The 25,582-nt window shown below is 35.5% G+C and carries 21 protein-coding genes and 1 tRNA gene; 10 read left to right on the plus strand and 12 right to left on the minus strand.

The features are described from left to right. Nucleotides 1-146 precede the first annotated feature (146 nt). Both AC5LW9_RS01360 and AC5LW9_RS01365 read left to right on the plus strand, forming a co-directional pair. Entirely contained in the window at nucleotides 147-1,616 is a 1,470-nt protein-coding gene (locus AC5LW9_RS01360; protein ID WP_493456172.1) for a glycoside hydrolase family 32 protein, read from the plus strand. Nucleotides 1,617-1,657: 41 nt separating this feature from the next. Continuing rightward, a complete protein-coding gene (locus AC5LW9_RS01365) occupies nucleotides 1,658-1,804 on the plus strand; it encodes a GH32 C-terminal domain-containing protein (RefSeq protein WP_493456173.1) in 147 nt (48 codons plus the stop codon). Between the two features lie 48 nt (nucleotides 1,805-1,852). On the opposite strand, the gene AC5LW9_RS01370 is transcribed toward AC5LW9_RS01365, so the two are convergent. Beyond that, nucleotides 1,853-2,857, minus strand: coding sequence for a LacI family DNA-binding transcriptional regulator (locus AC5LW9_RS01370; protein ID WP_493456174.1), 1,005 nt, complete (start codon nucleotides 2,855-2,857; stop codon nucleotides 1,853-1,855). Between the two features lie 200 nt (nucleotides 2,858-3,057). On the opposite strand from AC5LW9_RS01370, the gene AC5LW9_RS01375 reads away from it, so the two are divergent. Both AC5LW9_RS01375 and cysE read left to right on the plus strand, forming a co-directional pair. Beyond that, complete coding sequence (locus tag AC5LW9_RS01375) at nucleotides 3,058-4,293, plus strand: oligosaccharide MFS transporter (protein WP_294913438.1); 1,236 nt, start codon at nucleotides 3,058-3,060, stop codon at nucleotides 4,291-4,293. Nucleotides 4,294-4,464: 171 nt separating this feature from the next. After that, nucleotides 4,465-5,244 (plus strand): serine O-acetyltransferase, encoded by a 780-nt coding sequence (gene cysE, locus AC5LW9_RS01380; RefSeq protein WP_198227479.1) that lies wholly within the window; start codon nucleotides 4,465-4,467, stop codon nucleotides 5,242-5,244. Nucleotides 5,245-5,302: 58 nt separating this feature from the next. Here cysE and AC5LW9_RS01385 read toward each other — a convergent pair whose 3' ends face one another. The 6 genes from AC5LW9_RS01385 to AC5LW9_RS01410 all read right to left on the minus strand — a co-directional run bounded on the left by AC5LW9_RS01385 (nucleotide 5,303) and on the right by AC5LW9_RS01410 (nucleotide 11,796). Then, nucleotides 5,303-6,139: a mechanosensitive ion channel domain-containing protein gene (locus tag AC5LW9_RS01385; RefSeq protein WP_198227417.1), complete on the minus strand. Its 837-nt coding sequence runs from the start codon at nucleotides 6,137-6,139 to the stop codon at nucleotides 5,303-5,305. Nucleotides 6,140-6,199: 60 nt separating this feature from the next. Next, the gene (gene slmA / locus AC5LW9_RS01390; RefSeq protein ID WP_493456581.1) at nucleotides 6,200-6,733 is read right to left on the minus strand and encodes a nucleoid occlusion factor SlmA; all 534 of its coding nucleotides are present in this window, start codon (nucleotides 6,731-6,733) and stop codon (nucleotides 6,200-6,202) included. 56 nt (nucleotides 6,734-6,789) lie between these two features. Further along, nucleotides 6,790-7,248, minus strand: coding sequence for a dUTP diphosphatase (gene dut / locus AC5LW9_RS01395; protein ID WP_025316822.1), 459 nt, complete (start codon nucleotides 7,246-7,248; stop codon nucleotides 6,790-6,792). After that, nucleotides 7,232-8,458 carry a bifunctional phosphopantothenoylcysteine decarboxylase/phosphopantothenate--cysteine ligase CoaBC gene (gene coaBC / locus AC5LW9_RS01400; protein WP_493456175.1) on the minus strand — a complete coding sequence of 409 codons (1,227 nt, stop codon included), beginning with the start codon at nucleotides 8,456-8,458 and terminating at the stop codon, nucleotides 7,232-7,234. Before coaBC ends, dut begins: the two co-directional genes overlap by 17 nt. Nucleotides 8,459-8,511: 53 nt before the next feature. Beyond that, nucleotides 8,512-10,173, minus strand: a complete 1,662-nt coding sequence (gene recN, locus AC5LW9_RS01405; protein ID WP_493456176.1) for a DNA repair protein RecN — start codon at nucleotides 10,171-10,173, stop codon at nucleotides 8,512-8,514. A gap of 270 nt (nucleotides 10,174-10,443) precedes the next feature. Further along, a complete protein-coding gene (locus tag AC5LW9_RS01410) occupies nucleotides 10,444-11,796 on the minus strand; it encodes an Nramp family divalent metal transporter (protein ID WP_086325864.1) in 1,353 nt (450 codons plus the stop codon). Nucleotides 11,797-12,163: 367 nt separating this feature from the next. On the opposite strand from AC5LW9_RS01410, the gene AC5LW9_RS01415 reads away from it, so the two are divergent. After that, nucleotides 12,164-12,715: a YagU family protein gene (locus AC5LW9_RS01415; RefSeq protein WP_334323303.1), complete on the plus strand. Its 552-nt coding sequence runs from the start codon at nucleotides 12,164-12,166 to the stop codon at nucleotides 12,713-12,715. 172 nt (nucleotides 12,716-12,887) lie between these two features. Here AC5LW9_RS01415 and AC5LW9_RS01420 read toward each other — a convergent pair whose 3' ends face one another. Beyond that, nucleotides 12,888-13,148, minus strand: a complete 261-nt coding sequence (locus AC5LW9_RS01420; protein ID WP_493456177.1) for a hypothetical protein — start codon at nucleotides 13,146-13,148, stop codon at nucleotides 12,888-12,890. Between the two features lie 200 nt (nucleotides 13,149-13,348). On the opposite strand from AC5LW9_RS01420, the gene metE reads away from it, so the two are divergent. Then, a complete protein-coding gene (gene metE, locus AC5LW9_RS01425; RefSeq protein WP_493456178.1) occupies nucleotides 13,349-15,622 on the plus strand; it encodes a 5-methyltetrahydropteroyltriglutamate--homocysteine S-methyltransferase in 2,274 nt (757 codons plus the stop codon). A 112-nt stretch (nucleotides 15,623-15,734) separates the two neighbouring features. After that, nucleotides 15,735-16,610 carry a methylenetetrahydrofolate reductase [NAD(P)H] gene (metF, locus tag AC5LW9_RS01430; protein WP_086308181.1) on the plus strand — a complete coding sequence of 292 codons (876 nt, stop codon included), beginning with the start codon at nucleotides 15,735-15,737 and terminating at the stop codon, nucleotides 16,608-16,610. Between the two features lie 40 nt (nucleotides 16,611-16,650). Here the strand turns inward: metF and AC5LW9_RS01435 are convergent. After that, nucleotides 16,651-16,727 (minus strand) — tRNA-Met (locus AC5LW9_RS01435). 1,123 nt (nucleotides 16,728-17,850) lie between these two features. On the opposite strand from AC5LW9_RS01435, the gene AC5LW9_RS01440 reads away from it, so the two are divergent. Beyond that, nucleotides 17,851-18,270, plus strand: a complete 420-nt coding sequence (locus tag AC5LW9_RS01440) for a GFA family protein (protein ID WP_334321753.1) — start codon at nucleotides 17,851-17,853, stop codon at nucleotides 18,268-18,270. 59 nt (nucleotides 18,271-18,329) lie between these two features. Here AC5LW9_RS01440 and carB read toward each other — a convergent pair whose 3' ends face one another. Both carB and carA read right to left on the minus strand, forming a co-directional pair. Beyond that, nucleotides 18,330-21,545 carry a carbamoyl-phosphate synthase large subunit gene (carB, locus tag AC5LW9_RS01445; protein WP_493456179.1) on the minus strand — a complete coding sequence of 1,072 codons (3,216 nt, stop codon included), beginning with the start codon at nucleotides 21,543-21,545 and terminating at the stop codon, nucleotides 18,330-18,332. A gap of 1 nt (nucleotide 21,546) precedes the next feature. Then, nucleotides 21,547-22,707, minus strand: coding sequence for a glutamine-hydrolyzing carbamoyl-phosphate synthase small subunit (gene carA / locus AC5LW9_RS01450; protein ID WP_493456180.1), 1,161 nt, complete (start codon nucleotides 22,705-22,707; stop codon nucleotides 21,547-21,549). Between the two features lie 268 nt (nucleotides 22,708-22,975). On the opposite strand from carA, the gene argF reads away from it, so the two are divergent. Both argF and AC5LW9_RS01460 read left to right on the plus strand, forming a co-directional pair. Further along, complete coding sequence (gene argF, locus AC5LW9_RS01455) at nucleotides 22,976-23,986, plus strand: ornithine carbamoyltransferase (RefSeq protein WP_493456181.1); 1,011 nt, start codon at nucleotides 22,976-22,978, stop codon at nucleotides 23,984-23,986. A 92-nt stretch (nucleotides 23,987-24,078) separates the two neighbouring features. Further along, on the plus strand, nucleotides 24,079-24,579 hold the full coding sequence (locus AC5LW9_RS01460; RefSeq protein WP_198227393.1) for a phosphatidylglycerophosphatase A family protein: 501 nt from the start codon (nucleotides 24,079-24,081) through the stop codon (nucleotides 24,577-24,579). A gap of 99 nt (nucleotides 24,580-24,678) precedes the next feature. Here the strand turns inward: AC5LW9_RS01460 and nadK are convergent, their stop codons facing one another. Next, entirely contained in the window at nucleotides 24,679-25,554 is an 876-nt protein-coding gene (nadK, locus tag AC5LW9_RS01465; RefSeq protein ID WP_493456182.1) for an NAD(+) kinase, read from the minus strand. Nucleotides 25,555-25,582 lie beyond the last annotated feature (28 nt).

A 25,582-nucleotide genomic window follows, 5' to 3' on the forward strand; every position in this document is an offset into this window, starting at 1 on the left:
TTGCCAAAAAATTCATTGTTAACGTTAAAAATGTGTGACTTTCATCACAAATTTTATCTATTTTTTCATTAATAGTTAACGTTAACAATCTATTTGGAGTAGTATTATTAATCATGATATGTAATACTGGATAAGAGAGGGGTTTTATGTCTACAGCCGTTGATAAAGCTAATTTAGCTGTGAAAAAACTAGAGAAAGTGATGAACAAACAATATTATCCACATTTTCATTTAGCGCCACAATCTGGCTGGATGAATGATCCCAATGGTTTGATCTATTTTAAAGGTCAATATCACGCTTTTTACCAACATCATCCTTATGATGAAAATTGGGGTCCAATGCATTGGGGTCATGCTGTTAGCGATGATCTTGTGACATGGCGAAGGTTACCTATTGCTATCGCACCGGGTGATGATTGGGATAAAAATGGCTGTTTTTCTGGTTCGGCTGTCGACAATAATGGCGAGTTATACTTGATCTATACTGGTCATATTTGGTTAGCAGGACAGGATAATGATGAAAAAATTTCTCAATCTCAATGTTTAGCAACCAGTAAAGATGGTATTCATTTTAAAAAACATGGAACCATACTTGTGCCAGAAAGCGGTATTATGCATTTTCGAGATCCTAAGGTTTGGCTACAGGATGATACATGGTGGATGGTTGTTGGACAACGTGATACAAATGATGTTGGACAAATTTTACTTTATCATTCAAAAGATCTTGAAAGTTGGACATTCGACCATGTTGTTGTAAGTGATATCGATCCTAATGTTTATATGCTTGAATGTCCTGACTTTTTCAAGCTTGGTGATAAATGGGTTTTGATGTTTTCACCACAAGGTATGAAAGCTAAAGGCTATCAGTATCGAAATCGTTTTCAATCTGGTTATATTGTTGGTGATTGGCAACCAGGTAAAAAGTTTTCAATAATCAAACCATTTCAAGAAATGGATTTTGGTCATGATTTTTATGCACCACAATCGTTTCTAGCTGCTGATGGGCGACGCATTGTGTTTGCTTGGATGGATATGTGGGAATCGAGTATGCCAAGTAAACAGGATAAATGGATGGGTTCATTTACGCTTCCTCGTGAATTAATATTGGATAACAACAATAATGTACGTAATCGCCCAATTAAAGAGCTGGTAGCGCTGCGTCAACAACCACAATCATTAAGTGAAATAATCCTTAATAATGAACTGAAAAATACCCATATTCAATCGATTAGTTGTGAACTCAATGTTGAGTTTGATTTATCACAAAGTACCGCAGAACGATTTGGTTTGCAGCTATCGGCAACCAAAAATGGTGAACAAGCAACATTGTTATATGTGGATTTACAATCAAAACGTATTGTTCTTGATCGTAGTCTTTCTGGACTTGAGTTAAAAGGCTATCGTAGTGTGCCATTACCAAAAACGAAAAAACTATCATTACATGTTTTTATTGATGCATCATCAGTTGAAGTTTTTGTTAATGATGATTTGTATAGTCTTTCTAGCCGTATCTATCCTAAATTACCAGCAGAACGTCAAATAAATTTATTTGCAGAAAATGGTAGTGCCAAAATTACTCAACTTGACAGTTGGCAACTAAAATCTATTTATGCTTAATTTGTACTTAAATTGACCGCTTGATAGCGGTCAATTTATTTATGTTTGTTAATAATGATTTGTATAGTCTTTCGAGTCGTATCTATCCTAAATTACCAGCAGAACGTAAGATAAATTTATTTGCGGAAAATGGTAGTGCCAAAATTACTCAACTTGACAGTTGGCAACTAAAATCTATTTATGCTTAATGTGTACTTAAATTGACCGCTTGATAGCGGTCAATTTATTTATGTTTGTTACAAAGAATTTCTTTCTAAGTAAGGCGAAGCCACATAACTGATTTCTGTTTCTGTTTGACCATTGATGATATGTAGCGCTGCTTGCTCGCCTATTTCATAATGCGGTAATTGAACCGTTGTAAGCGGTGGGAAAAATAGTTCACCAGTGCCGACCATGTTGTCGTAACCTAATATGGCCACATCTTTGGGTATATGATACCCTTGGCCGAGTAAGTATTGGTAAGCAACAAAAGCAATGCGATCATTACCACAAATTAATACATCAAAATCTGGTGTGTTATTACAATGTTGTTTCAAGATATCAATTGTTGTCATATATTCTTGGGCGATATTATTTTCCAATATCGGCATATGATAACTGGTCATTTTTTTCAAATTTCTACCAGCATCAAGCCAAGCTTGTTCTGCACCCTTACGACGAGTTTTACCAGCTAATGTTTTTTCTGATAAATAGATGCATAACGGTTTTTTATAGCCTTTTTGTATCACTTGTTGCATCGCTTGGTATTGACCTGTGTAGTCATCGGGAATATAGCAAGCCAGTTTTTCACTGTCAGTAACACAATTTGCCAAAACAATATTTTTGCCAAGCAGCTTTTCTGGAAGATCAACTTTCCTAAGTCCCATCGTAGTGTAAATAATACCGTTAGGACGATAGGATAAAAGAGTATTAATTGCATGATCAGGATCTTTATCATCAAATAAATTAACAATAAAAGTATTCCAACCATGATTTTGGGCAGTTTTTTCTATAGCTTGTAATAACTCTACGGAAAATGGTGTCATTGCTGTTTCTAAAGCTAAAACACCAATAGCATAAGGGCCTGAGTTATCACCACGAATTTTTCTGGCTGAGAGATCCGGGACATAATTAAGTTGCTCAATGGCTTGTTTTACGCGTTGATATGTCTGTTTATTTAATTTTTCAGGATTATTAATTGCACGAGAAACTGTCATCAGTGATACTGATGCCAATTTTGCAACATCCTTAAGTGAAGCCATAGTTAGATCCTTTTGCTCAATATACTAAAAATTATTATCAATCATTGCTTAAATGTGATGATACCACAAAAATTAATGATAAAAAGTGTGAGCTAAGTAACAATTATGATAATCGATTGTATCTATTTCGTGCCAAATATGACAATAATGTTAACATTAACATGTTAACGTTAAACTTTAACAATAAAAGAGTAATAAACATGAATATGATGCAAAATAGAAATTATTGGTTCTCGTCAGGTTATCTTATTACCTTCTATGCCGCTTGGTCACTCTGGTGGTCTTTTTATGCTATTTGGTTAAAAAATAAAATAGGTTTATCCGGTGAACAACTTGGTATTGTTTATGCAGCTAATTCTGCTGCTGCTATGTTTTTTATGATTTTTTATGGCATTATTCAAGATAAATTACAGATAGGCAAAGCGGTAATTACCTTTCAAAGTATCGTTATGATACTTATTGGGCCGTTTTTAATTTATGTGTATGAACCGTTACTACGAAATGATTTTTTGTTAGGTGTCTGTATTGGTGCACCAGTGTTAAGTGCGGGTTTTATTTCTGGATGCGCTTTGATTGACTCTTTTATTGAGCGAATTAGTCGATTGTTTGGTTTTGAATTTGGTCCTGCAAGATTTTGGGGATCGTTTGGTTATGCTGCTGCAACTTTTGTAGCGGGTATTTTATTTGGTATCGATCCCCATATTAACTTTTGGATGGCATCTGGCATTGCGGCTATCTATTTCATAATCAATTTAGTTTATAAACCTAACCAAGAGTTTTCCGTAAACAGTGAAACACAAGCAGTCATACAAAAGCCAACCATTCCAACTCTGAGTGAAATTCTTTCCCTATTTGGTATGAAAAAGTTTTGGTTATTTGTCTTTTTTATCATTGGTACCAATAGCTTTTATACTATTTATGATCAGCAACTGTTTCCAAATTTTTATACCAGTTTCTTTGATAAACCAGAGGAAGGCTATCAAGTCTATGGTTATTTAAATTCGCTCCAGGTATTTTTAGAAGCAGCTTGTATGATTTTAGCACCTTTCTTTATTAATAAAATAGGGGCAAAAAAATCATTATTAGTGGCGGCTATGGTGATGATTTGCCGAATTTCATTATCAGCAACCTTAGACAATGTTTATCTGATTTCGTTAGTTAAACTCTTTCATGCAATTGAAACACCACTATTTATCTTAGCTGTGTTCAAATACGTGGTAGGTAATTTTGATGAAAGATTATCATCTACTTTGTATTTAGTCGGCTTTAATATTTCATCAAATGTTGGTGTGATTGTTTTATCATGGTTAGTGGGTAAATTATTTGATAAAACAGGCTATTCAACTACATTTTATGTATTGGCAAGCATTGTGCTATTTATTTTGATAATCGCGATATTTACCTTGAGTGATGATAAAAAAACCAAACAACCATAATATTAAAACGTATGCAATGCTGTGTTATTTAGTATCAAAATGGGAACAGTTGCTTTCCATTTTGATTATTAAATTAGGATAAATGAATACAAAACTTGCTTCCTACATGAGTTTGCGAAACAATGTTAGCAATACTGTTTAATATAGGGACTTGTTGTGAACAATACAAAAATAGTTGTTAAGCCTGAATTATTATGGCAAACCATCCGACAAGAAGCATCCAAATTGGTTGAAAGTGAACCGATGCTTGCTAGTTATTTCCATGCTACTTTACTCAATCATGAAAACCTAGGCAGTGCTTTAAGTTATATTTTAGCGAATAAACTTTCGACGCAGGTTATGCCCGCTATTGAAATTCGTGAAATTGCTCGGCAAGCCTATCAAGCGGATGAGAATATTATTAAGTCGGCGATAAGTGATATTATAGCCGTTTATATTCGTGATCCCGCGACCAATCATTATTCAACCCCACTTCTGTATTATAAAGGTTTTTTATCATTACAAGCTTATCGAATCGCACATTGGCTTTGGCGACAAAATCGCAAATCATTGGCAATTTTTTTGCAAAGTCAGATTGCAATAGTGTTTGGCGTTGATATTCACCCTGCGGCTAAGATTGGCTGTGGGGTAATGTTTGATCATGCAACGGGTATTGTCATTGGTGAAACCGTTGTTATTGAAAATGATGTCTCTATTTTACAATCAGTGACGTTAGGCGGTACGGGCAAAGAAAATGGTGATCGCCATCCTAAAATTCGTGAAGGGGTGATGATTGGTGCTCATTCGACTATTTTAGGTAATATTGAAATTGGAAAAGGGGCTAAAATTGGCGCAGGCTCCGTTGTTTTGGAATCTGTACCGAAACATACCACAGTTGCGGGCGTTCCTGCTAAAATTGTTGGTTGCCCTGACTGCGATAAACCTGCATTAAATATGGATCAAGATATTTAGTTTTATAAGGGGATTTGTATTCCGTTGCTGATTAACAACGGAATACATCAATTGAAGATTATGACTGGGTGTTTAGATTTACATCCATTGTAGGATATGGAATATTAATACCATTTTCGGTTAATCCATTTTTAATATTTTCAAGCAATTCAGCCTTAACTGGCCCATAATTGGTATTTGTTGTCCAAACTAACACATTGAAATTCATTGATGAAGCATCTAATTGATCCAAGCGAATAGTTGGCTCTTTCTTTGTTAAAATGTTGCTGGTTTTATCAACAGCTTGTTTTAACACCTGATAAACTTTTCGAATGTCAGAATCATACCCAACATTTACAACTAAATCTAAACGTCTTTCTGGTAATCTGGTATAGTTAATAATATTGGCACCCACTACCTGACTATTGGGTATTACTACTAATTCGTTGGTTGGCGTAACGATGGATGTTGAAAAAATTTGAATCGAATCAATAACCCCTTTTTGGTTATTAATAATCACGGTTTCACCCACTTTGAACGGACGAAAAATAATTAAAATAACCCCAGCAGCAAAATTAGACAGTGAACCTTGTAGTGCTAAACCAACGGCTAAACCAGCTGCACCAATAATGGCAACAATTGATGCGGTTTGTACACCAAGTTGCCCCAACACCGCCACCAGAGTCATTACAATAATGGCATAATAGGATAGAGAACTTACAAATTTAACTACTGTTGGATCAACATGACGATTGGTTAATATTTTTCTAAGTTGACGAGCGACAAATCTAGCAATGGCTCGTCCAATGATAAAAATAAGAATGGCAAAGCAAAAATGAGCAATATAACTGAGTACTACACCATCATATTTTTCAATAATAGAAATAGCATTATTGATTAGATCTTCAAAATTCATTTAATTATCCTTATCAATCGGTAATAGACATTACGGGAAAATATCTAGTTACAAAACAAATTAAACGAGCTGTTTAGATAATAATGTCCAGCGAGTATCAAAATTAGTTGTAGGTAGATATTTAAAACCCGAACGAGAATAACGCACCATCATACCTTCACAAAATGCAAGTAATTGGCTAGATAAAATGCGTTCATCTGTAGTAAAAGCAACACCTTCACGAATCTTCCTTTCTCGTATAACTTGTTTTATTTGTGTTTCGATTCGCTCAAAGAGTTGACTAATGCGTTCTTGCAACTGTTCTTGCTCAAACATCAATGCGTGGCCTGTCATAATTCTAGTTAATCCTGGATTTTTTTCAGAAAAACCTAGAATTAATGCAAGGATAAGTTTTAATCGAGTCAAGGTATTTGGCTCATCTTGCATGATGATATTAATGCGGGACAGTAAGATATCTTCAATATAGACAATTAAACTTTCAAACATTTTTGTTTTACTCGGAAAATGCCTATACAGCGCCGCTTCAGAAACGCCTACTGTGGCTGCTAATTTGGCGGTAGTAATTCGCTGAGTCCCTTCATTAGATTCAAGCATTGTTGCTAATGCTTGTAAGATATCTTCTTTGCGATTTTTATTTTTGTTATTCACAATCATTTTTTACCCGAATGCCCAAATCCACCTTCACCACGAGCTGATTCCGTAAATTCATCAACAATATTAAATTCTGCTTGCACAACAGGTACGATAATTAGTTGAGCAATACGATCACCTGCTTCAATAACAAAAGGTGTTTGGCTGCGGTTCCAAACAGGAACAAACAATTGGCCTTGATAATCCGAATCGATTAAACCAACTAGATTACCAAGCACAATACCATTTTTTGATCCTAAGCCAGAACGAGGCAGTACCAAAGCTGCCAAGTTCGGATCGGCAATATGCATTGATAAACCGGTTGGGGTTAAAATGGTTTCACCTGGTTTAATTTCAGTCGTTTTATCAAACATGGCACGTAAATCAATACCAGCGGATCCTTCAGTTGCATACGTTGGTAGTGGAAATTCATTACCTAAACGTTTGTCTAATACTTTAATATCAATTTTTCTTTTCATCATGACTCGCTTTATATCGTGTTATCACAGCTTCAAGTAGCTGTGATGCTAGTTGTTGTTTACTGCTTAATGGTAATGTTTGCTCTCCATTTTGCCAATAAAGAGTTAATGCATTTTGTTCAGAATTAAACCCGATTGTTTGGTCTGAAACATCATTAGCACAGATCAAATCTAAGTTTTTTGTCGTTAATTTTTTCAGTGCATAATCTTTGATATTATTGGTTTCAGCGGCAAATCCAACGACAAAAGGTCGATGATTCTTTAATGCCGCTACACTTGCAACAATATCAGGATTTTTAACTAACTTTATAACTAATTCATCATTATCATCAGTTTTTTTGATTTTTTGAGGGGCAATTGTTTTAGCATGATAGTCAGCAACCGCGGCACAAGCGATAAAAATTGTTGATTCTTGGGCATGACTTAATGCTGCTTCATACATCTGTTTAGCACTTTTTACATCAATACGATTGACATTATTTGGTGTATCTAGATGAACAGGACCACTAATTAAGGTCACTTTTGCACCCATTTGAGCTGCAGCTTTGGCAATAGCAAAGCCCATTTTACCTGAGCTGTAGTTGCTAATATAACGTACAGGATCGATTTCTTCAATGGTTGGACCTGCCGTAACCGTTATTGAGATCCCAGTAAGTGTTGATGTTGTGGAAAAATAATTCTCAATTTTTTCCACAATCGTTTGTGGTTCAAGCATACGACCCGGACCAACATCACCACAAGCCTGAAAGCCACTATCAGGCCCTAAAATTAAGGTATTTCTAGATGTTAGTACGGATAAATTATGTTGTGTCGCAGCCGCTTTATACATTTGCTGATTCATGGCTGGCGCGATGACTATTGGGGCGGGGGTTGCTAAACAGAGCGTTGATAATAAATCATCTGCAATGCCGTTAGCCATTTTAGCGATAATATTTGCTGTCGCGGGAGCAATTAATACTAAATCAGCCCATTTTGCCAATTCAATATGACTCATAGACAGTTCTGCCGATGGATCAAATAGATCATTGGATACCCGATTCCCAGAAACCGCTTGCAGTGTCATTGGCGTAACAAAGTGACTTGCCGAATCAGTCAGTACGACATGTACGTGTGCCCCTGCTTTTTTTAAATGACGGACAAGATCAGGACATTTATAAGCAGCAATGCCACCTGTTATTCCTAATAAAATATGTTTACCAGATAGACTCATGATCTTGCTATTCTCCCATCCAAAATTAAAGGCGTTATATTACCATAATTAAATTAGATAATAAGTAACTCTTTCGCATTGGCAAGTGTTGCATCGGTAATTTTATCTCCACCTAATAACCGAGCAAGCTCATTTAAACGTCCATTTTTATCTAATCTTTGCATATCTGTTGTGGTTTGTTTGCCACTCGTTTGTTTACTGACAAAGTAATGCTGATTAGCTTGTCCAGCGACTTGTGGTAAATGTGTTACGGTAATCACTTGTGTTGATTCTCCAAGTTGCCTTAATAGCTGTCCGACTTTAGCGGCAGTCGGTCCACTGATACCCACATCAATTTCATCAAAAATTAACGCTGGAGTATCCATTTTTTGCGCTGTCAGTACCTGAATTGCTAAGGCAATACGTGACAATTCACCACCGGATGCAACTTTAGCCAGCGGTTGTAAAATTTGTCCTGCATTGGTGCTAACTAAAAAGGTGACTTGATCGGCTCCACTTTCATTTAATCGATTTTCGTCAAAAGTGATATCTATACTCAATTGTCCATTTGGCATAGAGAGTTCATGCATAATTGTTGTCACTTTCTTGGCTAATGTTTTGCTTACCGTTACCCGTTTTTGGTGTAATTTAGTGGCAAGTTCTAGGGCAATTTGATGATATTTGCTAATGTCAGCTTTTAACTGTTCGCCTTGTTCATCTTGTTGATTAATCTGTTTAAATTCATTGAGTAAATTTTGATGTAATTCAGGTAATGCCTCTGGTGCAATATGATGTTTGCGTGCTAATGTAATTTGCTTCGATAACCGTTGCTCAAGTTGCATGACGCGCGCCGGATCAATCTCTAAACTTTCACTGTAGTGACGAAGTTCATAACTGGCTTCTTTTATTTGAATGGCTGCTTCTTCCAGCATGTTAAGAATATTATTTAAGGTTGGATCGAGCTCGGATAACTGTTGTACACTGTTTTTAACACTGCTAAGTAAATTGCTAACATTGTATTCATCAGCTTCATCTAATATCATGATTGACTGTTGGCTAAGGTTAATCAACTGCTCACTGTTTGATAGTCGTTTATATTCTTCATCAATCTGTTGGTACTCACCTTCAATCGGCGAAAATTCGTTTAATTCTTTTAATTGATATTGTAAAAGTTGCAGATGTGCTTCACGGTCTTGTCGTGTGGTTTCATATTGCTGATAAGCTTGGCAGGCCGTTTTCCAATCCTTATGAGCTTGGTGCATTTGTGCAAGTAGCGTTGGTTCATTCATATAATGATTCAACAGCAGTTGCTGATAGTCACTGCGTAAAAGCCGTTGAGGTTCATGTTGTCCATGAATTTGAATAAGCATTTGCCCTATATCTTTAAGTTGGGATATGGGCACGGCTCGACCATTAATAAACGCTTTAGAACGACCATCTTGATTAATCACTCGGCGTAAGATGCATTCATTACCCTCATCAAGTTGATTTTCTATTAACCATTCATATGCAGCCGGGGTGTCATCAAGTATAAAACTTGCTGATATATCTACCCGATTTGCCCCATTGCGAATCGCTGAGGCATCAGAACGATTTCCTAAACATAGTCCTAGAGCATCAATGGCAATGGATTTCCCTGCTCCTGTTTCTCCCGTAATTGCGGTCATCCCTGTTGTAAAATCAACTAACAACTGATCGACAATAGCAAAATTATTAATAGTAAGTTGAGTTATCATAATAATTAAATAAATACATGTAGCTGATTAAAATTGAAACGAGTATATCAACAAAAACACTGTAAATAAATACAGTTTTTTAAATAAAATGATGATTTTGTTTTGTTCTACCAGATGGAATGGTTGTGTTACCTAGATTTTATCTTGTTTTCAACGTTTATTTACCTCATTTAATAAATAAGCAAGTAGATAGCAATGAATGACAATTAAGGAGAAAAAATTAAACAAGCCATTGATCAGAAAAATCTCAATGGCTGGTAAGGTAGTTAACTAATACAATGAACTAATCACTTCATAAATTAATTGTAGATTTAAAATAATAAGCGAAATCGTCGCTATCCAACCTAAAATAATGGTTAACTTGCAATTCACAAACTCTTTCATGATTTTTTTATTTGAGGTGACTAAAATTAAAGGAATCATTGAAATTGGTAAAGCAATGCTTAAAAAGACTTGAGTATAGATTAATAAATTTTCAACAATATTTTCTTTATCGCCCCAGATATAAATACATAAAATCACAGGAGTAACCGCTAATCCTCGACTGATTATTCGCCTAGCCCAGAGCGGAATCGATAAATGAATAAATCCTTCCATGACTATTTGCCCAGTCAATGTGCCTGTAATTGTTGCGTTTTGACCCGATGCGAGTAAAGCAACGGCAAATAAAGTTGCCATAATTGAACTTGCCACAGGACCAACCATATGTGGATCTTTCAATGCATCATAAAGTTGGGTAAATCGACCAAGATTGTCGGGATCATTGCCATAAAAAAGCGCAGCCCCAAGAATTAATAATAAACAATTTATGATAAATGAAAACGACAATTGTATATTGGAATCGATCGTTGCATATTTAATTGCATCTTTTAAGCTTGTTCTGTTTTGTCTATCATATTTTCTAGTTTGAACGATAGACGAATGCAGATACAAGTTATGTGGCATAACGGTTGCACCCACAATACCAAGAGCAATCACTAATGCGGAATCATGTCCTTTGATTGAGGCAGTAAAAATATCACTTCTAGGAATAAACCCATTTAAAATATCACTAAGCTCAGGAGAGGCTCTTAAAACTTCATAAGCGAAGATAATAAATATTGTCGCAATTAAACAAAAGACAATGGCTTCTATTTTTCTAAAACCAAACTTCATCAAAATTAAAAGGATAACAACGTCAAAAACGGTTAATAACACACCAATTAATAATGGAATATCAAATAATAGATTTAAAGCTACTGCACTACCAATGACTTCAGCAATTTCTGTGGCAATAATGGCTAATTCAGTCGATATCCATAAACAAAAAGCTACTTTTTTACCGACCATTGATTTTGTGGCTTGGGCAAGATCCATACCCGTTACTACACCTATTTTCACACACATTGCCTGAAGGAGCATTGCAATTAAGCTAGAAATGAGTATTACGGATAGTAATAAATAGCTATAAAGTGCACCACCTTGAATAGACGTGATCCAGTTTCCTGGATCCATATAACCAACAGCAACTAAAGCACCCGGACCAGAAAAAGCCCACAGTTTTCGAAGAAAACTCGCATTAGGATCAGGAATATGAACCGTATTATTAATCTCTTCTAAACTTACTGTGGATATTTTTAACATAATTAAACCTCTAAATTAATATAGTGGTATTATATTTGATAATGAGAATCATTATCAATTAATAAATAATTATTTTGTTTTTTTAAAATTATAATTGCGGTAATGTGTATTATTTAGACTTAAAAGTGTATATTATTTATTCTAATTGAGTTTATATATTGGTATGGCTATACCAGTTATGATTGATTAAATAGATATTGTTTGATTTCTCAAAAATAAGAACAAAAAGCAATCATCTGTTTTAAATAAAAAAATTTCTAAAACGTATCCTGCAAGTCTTAAGTAAAACTTATTTTAACTAATTTATTGTGCATTCTCATTTAAATATCCATTAAATATCTATTAAAAATAGTAAGGAATCACTCAAATGTTTGGAAATAAAATAAATCGTAAAATTATCATTTGGACTACACTCATTGGTGGTTTTATTAGTTCATTAGTTAAATGGGGATCGGAAGTTAATATGCCGCCTCGTGTTCCCGGTGAAATTTCGCCACCAGCAGCACATATTGATGCTTGGCTTGGTTGGTTAGGTATTAATTCGCATTCCCTTGATTATATTTATCAAGGGGCAAATGTTTTAGGTGCTGTGACACTTTATCACTGGCTATTTAGTTTTGCTTTTGCATTTGTTTATGTATTTATTGCCTATTTTTGGAATAAAATTCGACTTTGGTATGGTGCTTTTTATGGGTTGATTATTACAGTTGTTATGCATGGCTTTTTTATTCCATTGTTAGGCTTCCGTCATCCCGCTTATGATCCACAAGGTACCGTTGGCTGGTTATGGAATTTAAATGGTTATGAATTATGGAGTGAAATTTTAGGTCATATTTATTGGGGCGTCTCGATTGAAATCTGTATGATTGCTGTACTTGCCCATTTTTCAAGACCAATTTATGGTCAGTGGCGTAAATAATTGACTTATTTTGCAATCCTTCCATTCTAAAAAATAGAAGGATTGTTAATCTTAATTATATTGATTATTTTTTAAAATTTATTGGTATAAAACGGTTGGATTAACTTTAACTATTCTATCAGCATTTAGGACATTAATTTTTTGTTTAACCCCCCGCTTATCAACGTTCTTTTTATTTAATTGCAATAATAATATTGTTAATGGGTACAAAAAGAATAACTGAAAATAATAATGCAATCACAATATAATCAATGCGTTGCTTGTTGGATTTGAATGCCCAGAAACATAAATTCACAATACAGTTAAAACCAAAAATAATGGTAATAAAAAAGTTGTGAATTATTTGTGAAGATAAAACGACATTTTTGTTATCACCCAACATAGGCAAAATTAAAATGACTTCTAAAATATAAAGGTAATATAAAAATTTCATTTTTGTCATTCCTTTAAAAAACTAGTTTTACATTATACTGTTATCCTTAAAATCTGCTAATGATTATTCGTTATAACGATAAAAAAGCAATTTGATATAGTTAAAAACTATATCAATTAATAAAAAACTAGAATTATTCAATAACATTTTTTTTTGCTATCTTTTTAACCACGCAAGAACCGTGATTAAAGGAAAATAAAATGAATACAGCAGTTATTGGATATCCTCGTGTTGGTAAACTTCGTGAATTGAAATTTGCAACCGAAGCCTACTTTAAAGGTAATAAAACCCAAACCGAATTATTAAGTGAAGCTAAAGCATTACGTGCCGAGCATTTACAACAACAAGCTTCGCAAAAAATTGCATTTATTTCGTCTAATGACTTTTCATTTTATGATGCAGTATTAGATACCGCCTGCTTACTTAATGTTATTCCTAAACGTTACCAAGATTTGGGATTACCAGAACTTGATCGTTATTTTGCTATGGCTCGTGGTTATCAAGGTGAAAAAGGCGATGTGCGTGCGCTAGCAATGAAAAAATGGTTTAACACCAATTATCATTATTTAGTACCTGAAATAGAAGATTCCGTGCAGATCAAAGTAGCTGGTAGCAAACCGTTTGACGAATATCAAGAGGCCAAAGCGTTAGGTATACAAACTAAACCTGTTGTTGTTGGTCCATTAACATTTTTCAAATTAGCACAATATTTAGGTAATAAACAGTTTATTGACTTTAAAGCTGATATTATTAAAGCCTACCAAGAAATTATTCAAAAATTCACAACACTTGGCGCTGATTGGATTCAAATTGATGAACCAATTTTAGTCACAGATCTTAATCAAGAAGATATCGCTTTATTTACAGAGCTCTATCAAGCAATCTTATCCGTTAAAGGTACCACTAAAGTGGTTCTACAAACCTATTTTGGTGATGTACGTGACTGTTACAAAGAGTTAGTGGCTCTGCCGTTCGATGGCATTGGTCTTGACTTTGTCGAAGGTAAACAGTCATTAGCATTGCTTGAAAATAATGGTTTCCCTTCGGATAAAGTATTATTTGCTGGCGTAGTGAATGGTAAAAATATTTGGAAAAATAACTACCAAAAAACGTTAGCATTACTCGGGAAAATTAAGCAAAAAGCAGCTAAAGTTGTAATTAATACTTCGTGTTCATTGTTGCATGTACCTTATACATTACAAAATGAGACTAAATTAACCATTCAACAACGTGCTTACTTTGCTTTTGCACAAGAAAAACTGCAAGAATTAGCAGAGCTTGGTCAGTTATTTAATGAAGCTAACCCAGAAAATAGTGAGACTTATAAAGCGAACCAAACACTGTTTACTCGTGAGCGTGAAGGGGCAAATCAAGAGGTTCGTCAAAAAGTTGCGGCATTAAGTGCTTCTGACTTTACTCGCTTACCTGAATTTTCAGTACGTGAAGCAGAGCAGAAAAAAGCATTTAATTTACCATTGTTACCAACTACAACGATTGGTTCATTCCCACAAACACCAGATGTGCGCTTAAATCGTGCTAAATTCAAAAAAGGTGAAATTTGTTTGAATGAATACACTGAATTTAATAAGAAAAAAATTGCCGAATGTATCAAATTGCAAGAAGAGATCGGTATTGATGTATTGGTGCATGGTGAGTTTGAACGAAATGATATGGTTGAATATTTTGGTGAAAGCCTAAATGGTTTTGTCTTTACTGAAAAAGCATGGGTGCAATCTTATGGTACTCGTTGCGTTAAGCCACCAATTGTATGGGGTGATATTTCACGTTCAAAACCAATTACGGTTGAATATTCAAGATATGCGCAAAGTTTAACAGATAAACCAGTTAAAGGCATGTTAACAGGTCCAGTAACGATTCTTAACTGGTCATTCCCTCGTGAAGACATTTCACAAAAAGAGTCTGTATTCCAAATTGGTTTAGCTATTGGCGATGAGGTGCTCGATCTTGAAGCGGCTGGCATTAAAGTCATTCAGATTGATGAGGCAGCACTTAAAGAAAAATTACCATTGCGTAAGGCAGATTGGAACAGCGAATATCTAGATTGGGCAATTCCAGCATTTAGATTAGTACATAGTAAAGTTCAAGCAGATACGCAAATTCATACTCATATGTGTTATAGCGAATTTGCTGACATCATCAAAGACATTGATGCAATGGATGCGGATGTTATCTCGTTTGAAGCATCACGTTCTAATTTACAGTTGATTGATGTGCTTAAAGCCAATAATTTTAAAACCGAAGTGGGACCGGGTGTTTATGATATCCATTCACCTCGTGTACCGCCTGTGGCTGAAATTAAAGGAACTATTGAGAAATTGCTTGCGAAGATCGATAAACAAAAATTATGGATTAATCCAGATTGTGGTTTAAAAACGCGTGGTGAAAAAGAGGTGGTTGAAAGCTTACAACACTTAGTTCAAGCCACATTAGAAGTAAGAAAAACACTCAAATAATACTGTTTTTCAAAATAATTTAACTTTGTTAAATCTGATATTGCCGCCGCCTCATTAGGCGGCGGAAACGTCAATAAGGAAAAATAGTAATGATAACCAATGGATAATGCAGATGAAAACAAATCTACTTTTTAATCAAAAAACGGTGTTCTCCTTTGAGGTTTTTCCTCCTAAAAAAACATCACCTTTAGAAACAATTTACAGTACCTTGCGCGAACTCGGTTATTTTAAACCTGATTTTATTAGTGTTACCTATGGTGCAGGTGGTAGCTTGAATGGTCAAACTACTATCGATATTGCTCACTCAGTTAAGCATACCTATGGTATCGAAAGTGTTGCTCATTTACCGGGTATCAATTTTGATAAAACCGAGATGAAAAAAATCCTTCACGATCTTAAATGTGCAGGTATTGATAATGTGCTTGCGTTACGAGGTGATATCAATCCAAATGTAAAACCGAAAGATGATTTTCGTTTTGCAAGTGAACTTGTCTCTTTTATTAAAGAAAATGGCGATTTTAACGTAATTGGTGCATGTTATCCTGAAGGACACCTTGAAGCGACAACCATTAAACAAGATTTAATTCATTTGAAAGAAAAAGTGAACGCAGGTACCGATCAACTGATTTCCCAATTGTTTTTTGATAATGATTATTTTTATGCCTTTTTAGATAAAGCGCGTGATATGGGCATTGATGTACCCATTGAAGCGGGAATTATGCCGGTAACGAATAAAAACCAAATTGAACGTATGGTTTCAATGTGTGGTGTTAATCTACCTAAGAAATTTAAGCAAATGATGGAAAAATATGAACATCATCCAGATGCATTCCGTGATGCAGGTATTGCTTATGCTATCGATCAGATTGTTGACCTAGTTTCGCAAAATGTTGACGGTATCCATTTATATACGATGAATAATAGCTATATCGCTCGAAGAATTAGTGAAGCAGTATCAACGTTACTTGCCGTTCCAAAATCAATATAGTTTTATTATTGAGAAAATTTAGAATAGGGTTGGGAGGAATTGGTTGCGGGGGCTGGATTTGAACCAACGACCTTCGGGTTATGAGCCCGACGAGCTACCAAGCTGCTCCACCCCGCGTCAGAGAGGTGAGTTATATTATAGTAATAAAATAATAAAGCAATACTATTCTTTACTGAACGTATTATTTTTACACATTCCTTAACAAATGAGCGTAATTTATATACTAAATGGAATCTGCTTGTGGATATTTTTTACAAAATTCTACTTAACTAAGTTTACTGATTAGCTTAGGTTTAGTGTGATTAAAACGATTAATAAGGCATTATTTATAAATAAAAGTAATTTAAATGCTGAAACGGTATACATTCCTGAATAATTTTTACAAATATTCTGCTTAAATAAGTTTACCGATTAGTTTAGGTTGGGTGTGATTAAAACGATTAATAAGGCATTATTTATAAATAAAAGTAATTTAAATGCTGAAATGGTATACACTCCTGAATAATTTTTACAATCATTCTGCTTAAATGAGTTCACTGATTAACTTGGGTTTAGTGTGATTAGAATGATTAATAAGGCATTATTTATAAATAAAAGTAATTTAAATGCTGAAACGGTATACACTCCTGAATAATTTTTACAATCATTCTGCTTAAATGAGTTGACTGATTAACTTGGGTTTGGTGTGATTAGAATGATTAATAAGGCATTATATATAAATAAAAGTAATTTAAATGCTGAAATGGTATACACTCCTGAATAATTTTTACAAACATTCTGCTTAAATGAGTTTACTGATTCGCTTAGGTTGGGTGTGATTAAAACGATTAATAAGGCATTATTTATAAATAAAAGTAATTTAAATGCTGAAATGGTATACACTCCTGAATATTTTTTACAAAATCACTTTAATTATTTTTAATCCATTGCTCTATTTCTTTAAAATGATTAATTAAAATGTGTTTCTCATTTTCGATATTCACCATAAATTTGTTTTAGATATCAATTCTGTCATGAGTTGATAGATGTTTTATCTGTTGTTCTATCGCGTCTATATTATGTTTGATATTGGTAATGATACGACGTAAAAATTCATCCATATTTAGATTATACTTATTTTTTATTTTACCGTTTTATTAGACTGAATATTTTAACAAAATTCCATTTTATGGTTTAACTACTATTATGCTAACATCATTAAAATTACATAATGTTTATTTAATTGGAAAAGGAAAAAAATATGTCAACTCAATATCATGGATCTTGTTTGTGTGGAAAAGTTAAATTATCTGTTCCATTTGCCAATACGGATTTTAGTGCATGCCATTGCCAAACTTGTCGTAAATGGAGTGCCGGGCCTTTAATGACCTTAGCGCACAGTGGTGATTTAACAATAGAAGGGCAAGAAAACGTTACCCATTTTAACTCATCACAATGGGCGGAAAGAGCATTTTGTAAAGAGTGTGGCTCTCATCTTTATTATCATTTAAAAGGTACGCAAAATTATTATATTGCAGCTTGGATCTTTGACGATATTAAGGAGTTAAAATTCACGGCTGAAGTCTTTATCGATAAAAAACCAACTTGCTATGCGTTTGCTAATCAGACTCACAAATTAACCGAAGCAGATATTTTAGCAATGGCGGAAGGAAAGGCTTAAAAAATAAATTATAACTTGATGTATTTATAAAAAAAGACGAGCATTGCTCGTCTTTTTGGTTATTGATAAAGTGCCTGTAATGGTATCACACTGTGAGCAGGATCGTAATCCAGTGCCGACGTTGTGGCATAAGCAGCATTCATAGTGGTATCGTAATGGACTTTATATTGGATAGCACTACGGCGCAGGATTTTAGAGGCTTCAATAGCAGCTCGCCCTGAGGTTGTGTTAAGAATATAACTGTATTCACCATTTTTGATATGATCATGAATATTTGGTCGACCTTCATTTTCTTTCTTGACAATTTGGCAGGCAATTCCTGCTTGTTGCAATGCTTTTGCTGTGCCAAGTGTGGCATCAATACTAAATCCATGAGCGATTAATCGTTTAGCAACTTCTAATAGACGTGGTTTATCTTGTTCACGAATAGAAAGTAATGCTTTGCCGGATTTTTTCATATTCGACAAGCTGCCAAGCTGTGCTTTGGCAAAGGCTTCTGCAAATGTTTTACCAATTCCCATGACTTCGCCGGTTGAGCGCATTTCTGGTCCTAAAATTGGGTCAACACCGCTAAATTTATTAAATGGTAATACTACCTCTTTAACGGAATAATAAGGCGGAATGACTTCTTGAGTAACATTTTGCTTAGTCAGCGATTGCCCTGTCATGACGCGGGCAGCAATTTTAGCCAGTGGTAAGCCAGTCGCTTTCGAGACAAACGGCACCGTACGGGCTGCACGTGGATTAATTTCAATCAGATAAACTTGATTATCTTTGACCGCAAATTGCCCATTCATTAAACCTTTTACATTAAGTTCAAACGCCAATTGTTTCGCTTGTTTTCGCAGTTCCGCTAAAATTTCAGGGCTTAAGGTATGAGTTGGCAGTGAACAAGCTGAATCGCCCGAGTGGATGCCGGCTTGTTCAATATGTTCCATAATGCCGCCAATAACGATTTGTTCGCCATCTGCAATCACATCAATATCTACCTCAATGGCATCATCTAAAAAGTGGTCAAGCAGTACTGGCGCATTATTGGATTCACTTACTGCGGTTTTAAAGTAGCGTCGTAAATCTTGTTCATTGTATACAATTTCCATTGCTCGTCCGCCTAATACATAAGATGGACGTACCACAAGTGGATAACCGATTTGCTCTGCTTTGATTACCGCTTCATCAATATCGGTTACGGTGGCATTAACAGGCTGTTTTAATTTTAATTTATCGACTACTTCTTGAAAGCGTTTGCGATCTTCAGCTCTATCTATGGCATCAGGTGAAGTGCCAATAATAGGAATTCCAGCAGCTTCAAGGGCTCGCGCCAATTTCAGCGGAGTTTGTCCACCATACTGCACTATCACGCCATCAGGTTTTTCAACGTGGGCAATTTCAAGCACATCTTCAAGGGTAACTGGCTCAAAATAGAGTCGATCGGAAGTATCATAATCGGTTGAAACTGTTTCGGGATTGCAATTTACCATAATGGTTTCAAAGCCATCTTCACGTAAAGCTAAAGCAGCATGTACACAGCAGTAATCAAATTCGATCCCTTGTCCAATACGATTAGGTCCTCCTCCTAAAATCATAATCTTTTTACGATTAAATTGTGGATTGGCCTCACACTCTTGTTCATAGGTTGAGTAAAGATAGGCGGTATCGGTTGAAAACTCGGCTGCACAAGTATCCACACGCTTATAAACTGGGTGAATATCATATTGTACGCGCAGATCTCGCACGGCTTGTTCTTGAGTATTAAGCAGTTTAGCAATACGAAGATCCGAAAAGCCTTTACGTTTAAGTTGCCATAATGTCTCTTGATCAAGATCATTAATGGTTTGTTGCTTTAAGTGGTTTTCTATTTGCACTAATTCTTCTATTTGTACTAAGAACCAGCGATCAATATGAGTTAATAAAAACACTTCATCAACGGTAAAACCCGCTCGAAAAGCATCGGCTATATACCAAATGCGATCGCTACCTGCTTCTTGTAATTCGTAACGAATTTTAGCAAGATTCTTTTCATCGCTAACATCATCGATTTTTTCATCCAATCCGCACGCACCGACTTCTAAACCGCGAAGTGCTTTTTGCATCGATTCTTGGAATGTTCGGCCAATTGCCATCACTTCACCCACTGATTTCATTTGTGTGGTTAAGCGATCATTGCAACCTGCAAATTTTTCAAAATTAAAACGTGGGATTTTAGTCACGACATAATCAATAGACGGTTCGAAAGAAGCAGGAGTTTTACCGCCAGTAATATCATTGGAAAGCTCATCAAGTGTATAACCGACGGCTAATTTAGCTGCAATCTTGGCAATTGGAAAGCCGGTTGCTTTAGAGGCTAACGCCGAAGAGCGTGATACCCTAGGATTCATCTCAATAACAATTAATCGTCCCGTTTGTGGATCAACCGAAAATTGCACGTTCGAACCACCAGTTTCAACACCAATTTCGCGTAATACTGCAATTGAGGCATTACGCATGATTTGATACTCTTTATCTGTCAAAGTTTGTGCCGGTGCAACCGTTATTGAATCACCGGTATGAATGCCCATTGCGTCAAAGTTTTCAATCGAACAAACAATAATACAATTATCGTTTTTATCACGCACAACTTCCATTTCATACTCTTTCCAGCCAATCAGTGATTCGTCGATCAGGAGTTCATTGGTTGGGGATAAATCAAGTCCACGAGTACAGATTTCTTCAAACTCTTCTTGATTATAAGCGATGCCACCGCCTGTTCCGCCCATCGTGAATGATGGACGAATAATACAAGGAAAGCCCACTTGTTCCAGTACCGCATAAGCTTCTTGTAATGAGTGAGCAATGCCTGAACGTGCGGTATCCAGCCCAATTTTTTTCATTGCCTGATCAAAGCGTTTGCGATCTTCAGCTTTATCAATCGCATCTGCGGTAGCGCCGATCATTTCAACATTAAACTCTTTTAATACACCCTGTTTTTCAAGTTCTAATGCGCAATTTAATGCCGTTTGTCCGCCCATTGTTGGTAAAATGGCATCGGGTCGCTCTTTTTCAATAATTTTGCGCACACATGTCCAATGAATTGGCTCAATATAGGTGGCATCCGCCATTTCAGGATCGGTCATAATGGTTGCTGGATTGGAGTTAACTAAAATTACTCGGTATCCTTCTTCACGTAATGCTTTACATGCCTGAGCGCCTGAATAATCAAATTCACAAGCTTGACCAATAACAATTGGGCCTGCGCCAATAATTAGAATACTTTTAATATCTGTTCGCTTAGCCATATTATTGCTCCTGCTTATAAATTTTAATTAATTCGATAAAGTGATCAAAAAGTGGCGCAGCATCGTGTGGACCCGGACTGGCTTCAGGGTGTCCTTGAAAACTAAATGCAGGTTTTTGATTATGATGAATCCCTTGTAATGAACCATCAAATAAGGATTTGTGTGTGGCGCGTAAATGTGCGGGCAAGGTGCTTTCATCGACAGCAAATCCGTGATTTTGTGCGGTAATCATGACACGATTATTTTCTAGATCCTTAACAGGATGATTACCACCATGATGACCAAATTTCATTTTGACGGTTTTCGCACCGCAAGCGAGCGCTAAAAGCTGATGTCCTAAACAGATACCAAAAACTGGAATATTGGTGGTTAAAAACTGCTTAATTGCCTCAATGGCATAAGTGCAAGGAGCGGGATCACCAGGACCATTTGATAAAAATATTCCATCTGGGTTTAATGACAATACCTCGTTTGCGGGGGTTTTTGCGGGTACAACTGTTAATTTACATCCTCGTTCAACTAACATCCGTAATATATTTTGTTTAACGCCAAAATCATAAGCAACCACATGATAAGGCAATTCACTGTCCGCTTTTGGTGTAGGATGCTCTTGTTGTCTTGTCCAAATACCGCAAGTCCATGTGTAACTTTCCTTGCAAGTCACTTCTTTAGCCAAATCTAATCCACTTAACCCTTTATAATTTAGTGCCTCTTGTTTGGCATTTTCGGCTTTATCTAATAAGGTCTGTTTATCATTAGCCGTAATGATCACACCATGTTGTGCCCCTTTTTCACGTAAAATACGGGTTAAACGACGTGTATCAATATCCGCAATTGCAATTACATTATGCTGTTTTAAATAACTGGAAAGATCCATTTCACTTCGGTAGTTGCTCGCCATTAACGGCAGATCGCGAATAATCAGTCCTTTTGCATAAATTTGGTTAGATTCGGCATCCGCATCATTTGTTCCTACATTACCAATGTGGGGATAAGTGAGAGTAACTAATTGTTCCGAATAAGAAGGATCGGTTAGGATTTCTTGATAACCTGTCATTGAAGTATTAAATACTACTTCCCCAACAGTCTGTCCATTAGCACCAATTGATTTGCCAATAAATTGCGAACCATCTTGTAACATAAGGAGGGCATAAGTTTGCATGATTAAAAAGGCCTTTTGAATAAGTTGTCATTATTTTTGAATAAAAATTCAAATTTACTTATCTGTTAAGTTACTGTGATTGGCATTTTATTACACTTTTTTATACAAAAAAAGCAATATTATAAAAATTATTTTAATAATTAAATCTAATTTTTGAGACTTTTTGACGAGTTAATAAAATATAAAGGTTATTTTGATGTTTAACTTGAATTTGCATAATTATTCAAATAGAATCGTGTGAATATTTACGGTTATTAGGAGCCACATTATGCACGGTTTTTATCAACGTCACTTTTTACGCCTACTCGATTTTACCCCTGCCGAAATTAATCAATTAATTAATCTGGCTATTGAATTAAAACAAGCTAAGCAGCAAGGGCTGGAACAAAAGTATTTACTCGGTAAAAATATTGCTCTTATCTTTGAAAAAGATTCAACACGTACGCGCTGTGCATTTGAAGTTGGCGCTTTTGATCAAGGCGCAAACGTTACCTATTTAGGGCCGAGTGGTAGCCAAATTGGGCATAAAGAGTCAATTGCTGATACTGCACGTGTGCTTGGTCGTATGTATGATGGCATTGAATATCGTGGTTATGGGCAAGAAATTGTTGAAACTTTAGCAAAATACGCGGGTGTACCTGTATGGAATGGTTTAACTACTGAAGCCCATCCAACCCAAATTTTAGCTGATTTTATGACCATGAAAGAACATATTGGCGATAGAGCATTAAGCAGTGTTAAATTTGCCTATTTAGGTGATGCACGAAATAATATGGGAAATTCGTTAATGGAAGGGGCGGCATTAATGGGTATGGAAATTCGTTTAGTTGCGCCAAAAGCCTGTCAACCCGAAGCTCAATTGGTACAGAAGTGTCAGGAGATAGCCAAAACGACAGGTGCTAAAATTATTTTAACTGAAGATGTTGCTTCAGGTGTTAAAGATGTTGATTTTCTTTATACAGATGTATGGGTATCAATGGGTGAACCGAAAGAAGTGTGGGATGAGCGTGTAAAATTATTAACGCCCTATCAAGTCAATCAAAATGTCATTAATTTGACTCATAACCCAAATGTCAAATTTATGCACTGTTTACCTGCTTTCCATGATATGAATACCACTATTGGCAAACAAATGGCAGCACAATATGGTTTAAAAAATGGCTTAGAAGTGACTGATGACGTATTTGAATCGAAACACAGTATCGTATTTGATGAAGCTGAAAACCGCCTCCATACGATTAAAGCGGTAATGGTTGCAACGTTAGCGAAAGACGAATAATATAGTTGATAATCATAAATACTTAGCTTTGCTAAGCAACTTTTTTGCCGACTTAAAGTCGGCATTATTTTATCTAAAAGACCTTTAACATAATGACAAAACAAGAGCGAAATAAAGACTTTAAAAAATATGTGCAATTAACCAATCCTATCCATTTACTTGCGGTGGGTTTAGGGTCTGGTATGTCACCTATTATGCCCGGTACGATGGGATCGGCAATGGCAATACCACTTTGGCTGCTATTTAATGGTTTGCAACCGTATTTATATTGGGTGTTAATTGTTGTCGCTTTTATTTTTGGTTGTTTTTTATGTCAAAAAACGTCGGATGATACCCATACTCATGATTCAGGACATATAGTATGGGATGAATTTGTTGGTATGTGGATCACCCTATTTTTTATTCCACAAATCTCTGTTTTATGGATTGCTATGGCTTTTTTTGCTTTTAGAGTCTTTGATATGGCAAAACCTTGGCCGATTCGTTGGTTTGATAAACGAGTACCAGGAGGTTTTGGTATTATGGTTGATGATGTCATTGCGGCTATCTTTTCTTCAGTTACTGTTTATGTGATAGCTTTGCTAATTAAGTAACAACTTTTATTGCTAACATAAATAGGAATTGATTGTAATCAACCGCATCAAAACAGAAGAGTAAAAGCGATTTGTCTTAAGACAGAAACGATACATTAATTAAAACATTTTTTGTGACCAGCCTAATTTACTTGAAAGATTATTAAAATAGTCGTAATCCTTTGAGTGAATTAAATTAAATTCATATGAAGAACGGCGAATAATGACATCGTGTGATGGTTTTACGGGTAAAATTATTTGACTGTCACAGGCAATATTCAAATCCAAGGCTGTTGTTGGGAATTTAAGATGAATAGGATTATCCCCTTTAATCACTAATGGTCTAACCGCTAAAGAATGCGGAAACATTGGTGTAATAATTAAGGCATCTAAATGGGGCGCTAAAATAGGTCCACCAGCCGATAGTGAATACGCTGTTGAGCCAGTCGGAGTAGCAATAATTAACCCGTCAGCACGCTGCGAAAATGCATTGCGTTCATTAATATAGACATCATAATCAATCATATGCGCAACTGTATTTGGGGTTATCACAATTTCGTTTACGGCAAAGCCTGAGTTAACCATTTTACCGTTATCAAATATGGATACTTCTAATAAAAAACGCGGATCATCGACATATTCACCTGCAATAACGGGGCTTAATTGTTCAATTACCTGTTCATGCGAAATATCAGTCAAAAAACCTAGATTACCTCGATTAACCCCAATCACTCTGATTTTATAGTGAGATAAGTATCGTGCTGAGCGTAACATGTTGCCATCTCCGCCAACCACAATAGCCAAATCAGCTTGCTCACCAATTGTTTCCAACGAGGCATAATGGCTAACTGGGAATTGAATATATTCGGCTAATCTATCTTCTACTAATACACGAATACCGAGTTTAACAAGCCAATCATAAAGCACTTGATGGGTTTCAATTGCTTCTAATTTACGTGGAAGTCCAATTAGACCAATGCATTTAAATGGAATCATTATAAAATATCCTTACCTTATTTTTTCA

It is taken from the genome of Gilliamella sp. LMG 34360 (genome assembly GCF_984568995.1).

Excerpts from the sequence above, each read along its gene's own strand:
- AC5LW9_RS01360 (WP_493456172.1), top strand. The coding sequence starts at position 147 with ATGTCTACAGCCGTTGATAAAGCTAATTTAGCTGTGAAAAAACTAGAG.
- AC5LW9_RS01365 (WP_493456173.1), top strand. The coding sequence starts at position 1,658 with ATGTTTGTTAATAATGATTTGTATAGTCTTTCGAGTCGTATCTATCCT.
- AC5LW9_RS01370 (WP_493456174.1), bottom strand. The coding sequence starts at position 2,857 with ATGGCTTCACTTAAGGATGTTGCAAAATTGGCATCAGTATCACTGATG.
- AC5LW9_RS01375 (WP_294913438.1), top strand. The coding sequence starts at position 3,058 with ATGAATATGATGCAAAATAGAAATTATTGGTTCTCGTCAGGTTATCTT.
- AC5LW9_RS01385 (WP_198227417.1), bottom strand. The coding sequence starts at position 6,139 with ATGAATTTTGAAGATCTAATCAATAATGCTATTTCTATTATTGAAAAA.
- slmA (WP_493456581.1), bottom strand. The coding sequence starts at position 6,733 with ATGCTTGAATCTAATGAAGGGACTCAGCGAATTACTACCGCCAAATTA.
- dut (WP_025316822.1), bottom strand. The coding sequence starts at position 7,248 with ATGAAAAGAAAAATTGATATTAAAGTATTAGACAAACGTTTAGGTAAT.
- coaBC (WP_493456175.1), bottom strand. The coding sequence starts at position 8,458 with ATGAGTCTATCTGGTAAACATATTTTATTAGGAATAACAGGTGGCATT.
- recN (WP_493456176.1), bottom strand. The coding sequence starts at position 10,173 with ATGATAACTCAACTTACTATTAATAATTTTGCTATTGTCGATCAGTTG.
- AC5LW9_RS01410 (WP_086325864.1), bottom strand. The coding sequence starts at position 11,796 with ATGTTAAAAATATCCACAGTAAGTTTAGAAGAGATTAATAATACGGTT.
- AC5LW9_RS01415 (WP_334323303.1), top strand. The coding sequence starts at position 12,164 with ATGTTTGGAAATAAAATAAATCGTAAAATTATCATTTGGACTACACTC.
- AC5LW9_RS01420 (WP_493456177.1), bottom strand. The coding sequence starts at position 13,148 with ATGAAATTTTTATATTACCTTTATATTTTAGAAGTCATTTTAATTTTG.
- metE (WP_493456178.1), top strand. The coding sequence starts at position 13,349 with ATGAATACAGCAGTTATTGGATATCCTCGTGTTGGTAAACTTCGTGAA.
- metF (WP_086308181.1), top strand. The coding sequence starts at position 15,735 with ATGAAAACAAATCTACTTTTTAATCAAAAAACGGTGTTCTCCTTTGAG.
- AC5LW9_RS01440 (WP_334321753.1), top strand. The coding sequence starts at position 17,851 with ATGTCAACTCAATATCATGGATCTTGTTTGTGTGGAAAAGTTAAATTA.
- carB (WP_493456179.1), bottom strand. The coding sequence starts at position 21,545 with ATGGCTAAGCGAACAGATATTAAAAGTATTCTAATTATTGGCGCAGGC.
- carA (WP_493456180.1), bottom strand. The coding sequence starts at position 22,707 with ATGCAAACTTATGCCCTCCTTATGTTACAAGATGGTTCGCAATTTATT.
- argF (WP_493456181.1), top strand. The coding sequence starts at position 22,976 with ATGCACGGTTTTTATCAACGTCACTTTTTACGCCTACTCGATTTTACC.
- AC5LW9_RS01460 (WP_198227393.1), top strand. The coding sequence starts at position 24,079 with ATGACAAAACAAGAGCGAAATAAAGACTTTAAAAAATATGTGCAATTA.
- nadK (WP_493456182.1), bottom strand. The coding sequence starts at position 25,554 with ATGATTCCATTTAAATGCATTGGTCTAATTGGACTTCCACGTAAATTA.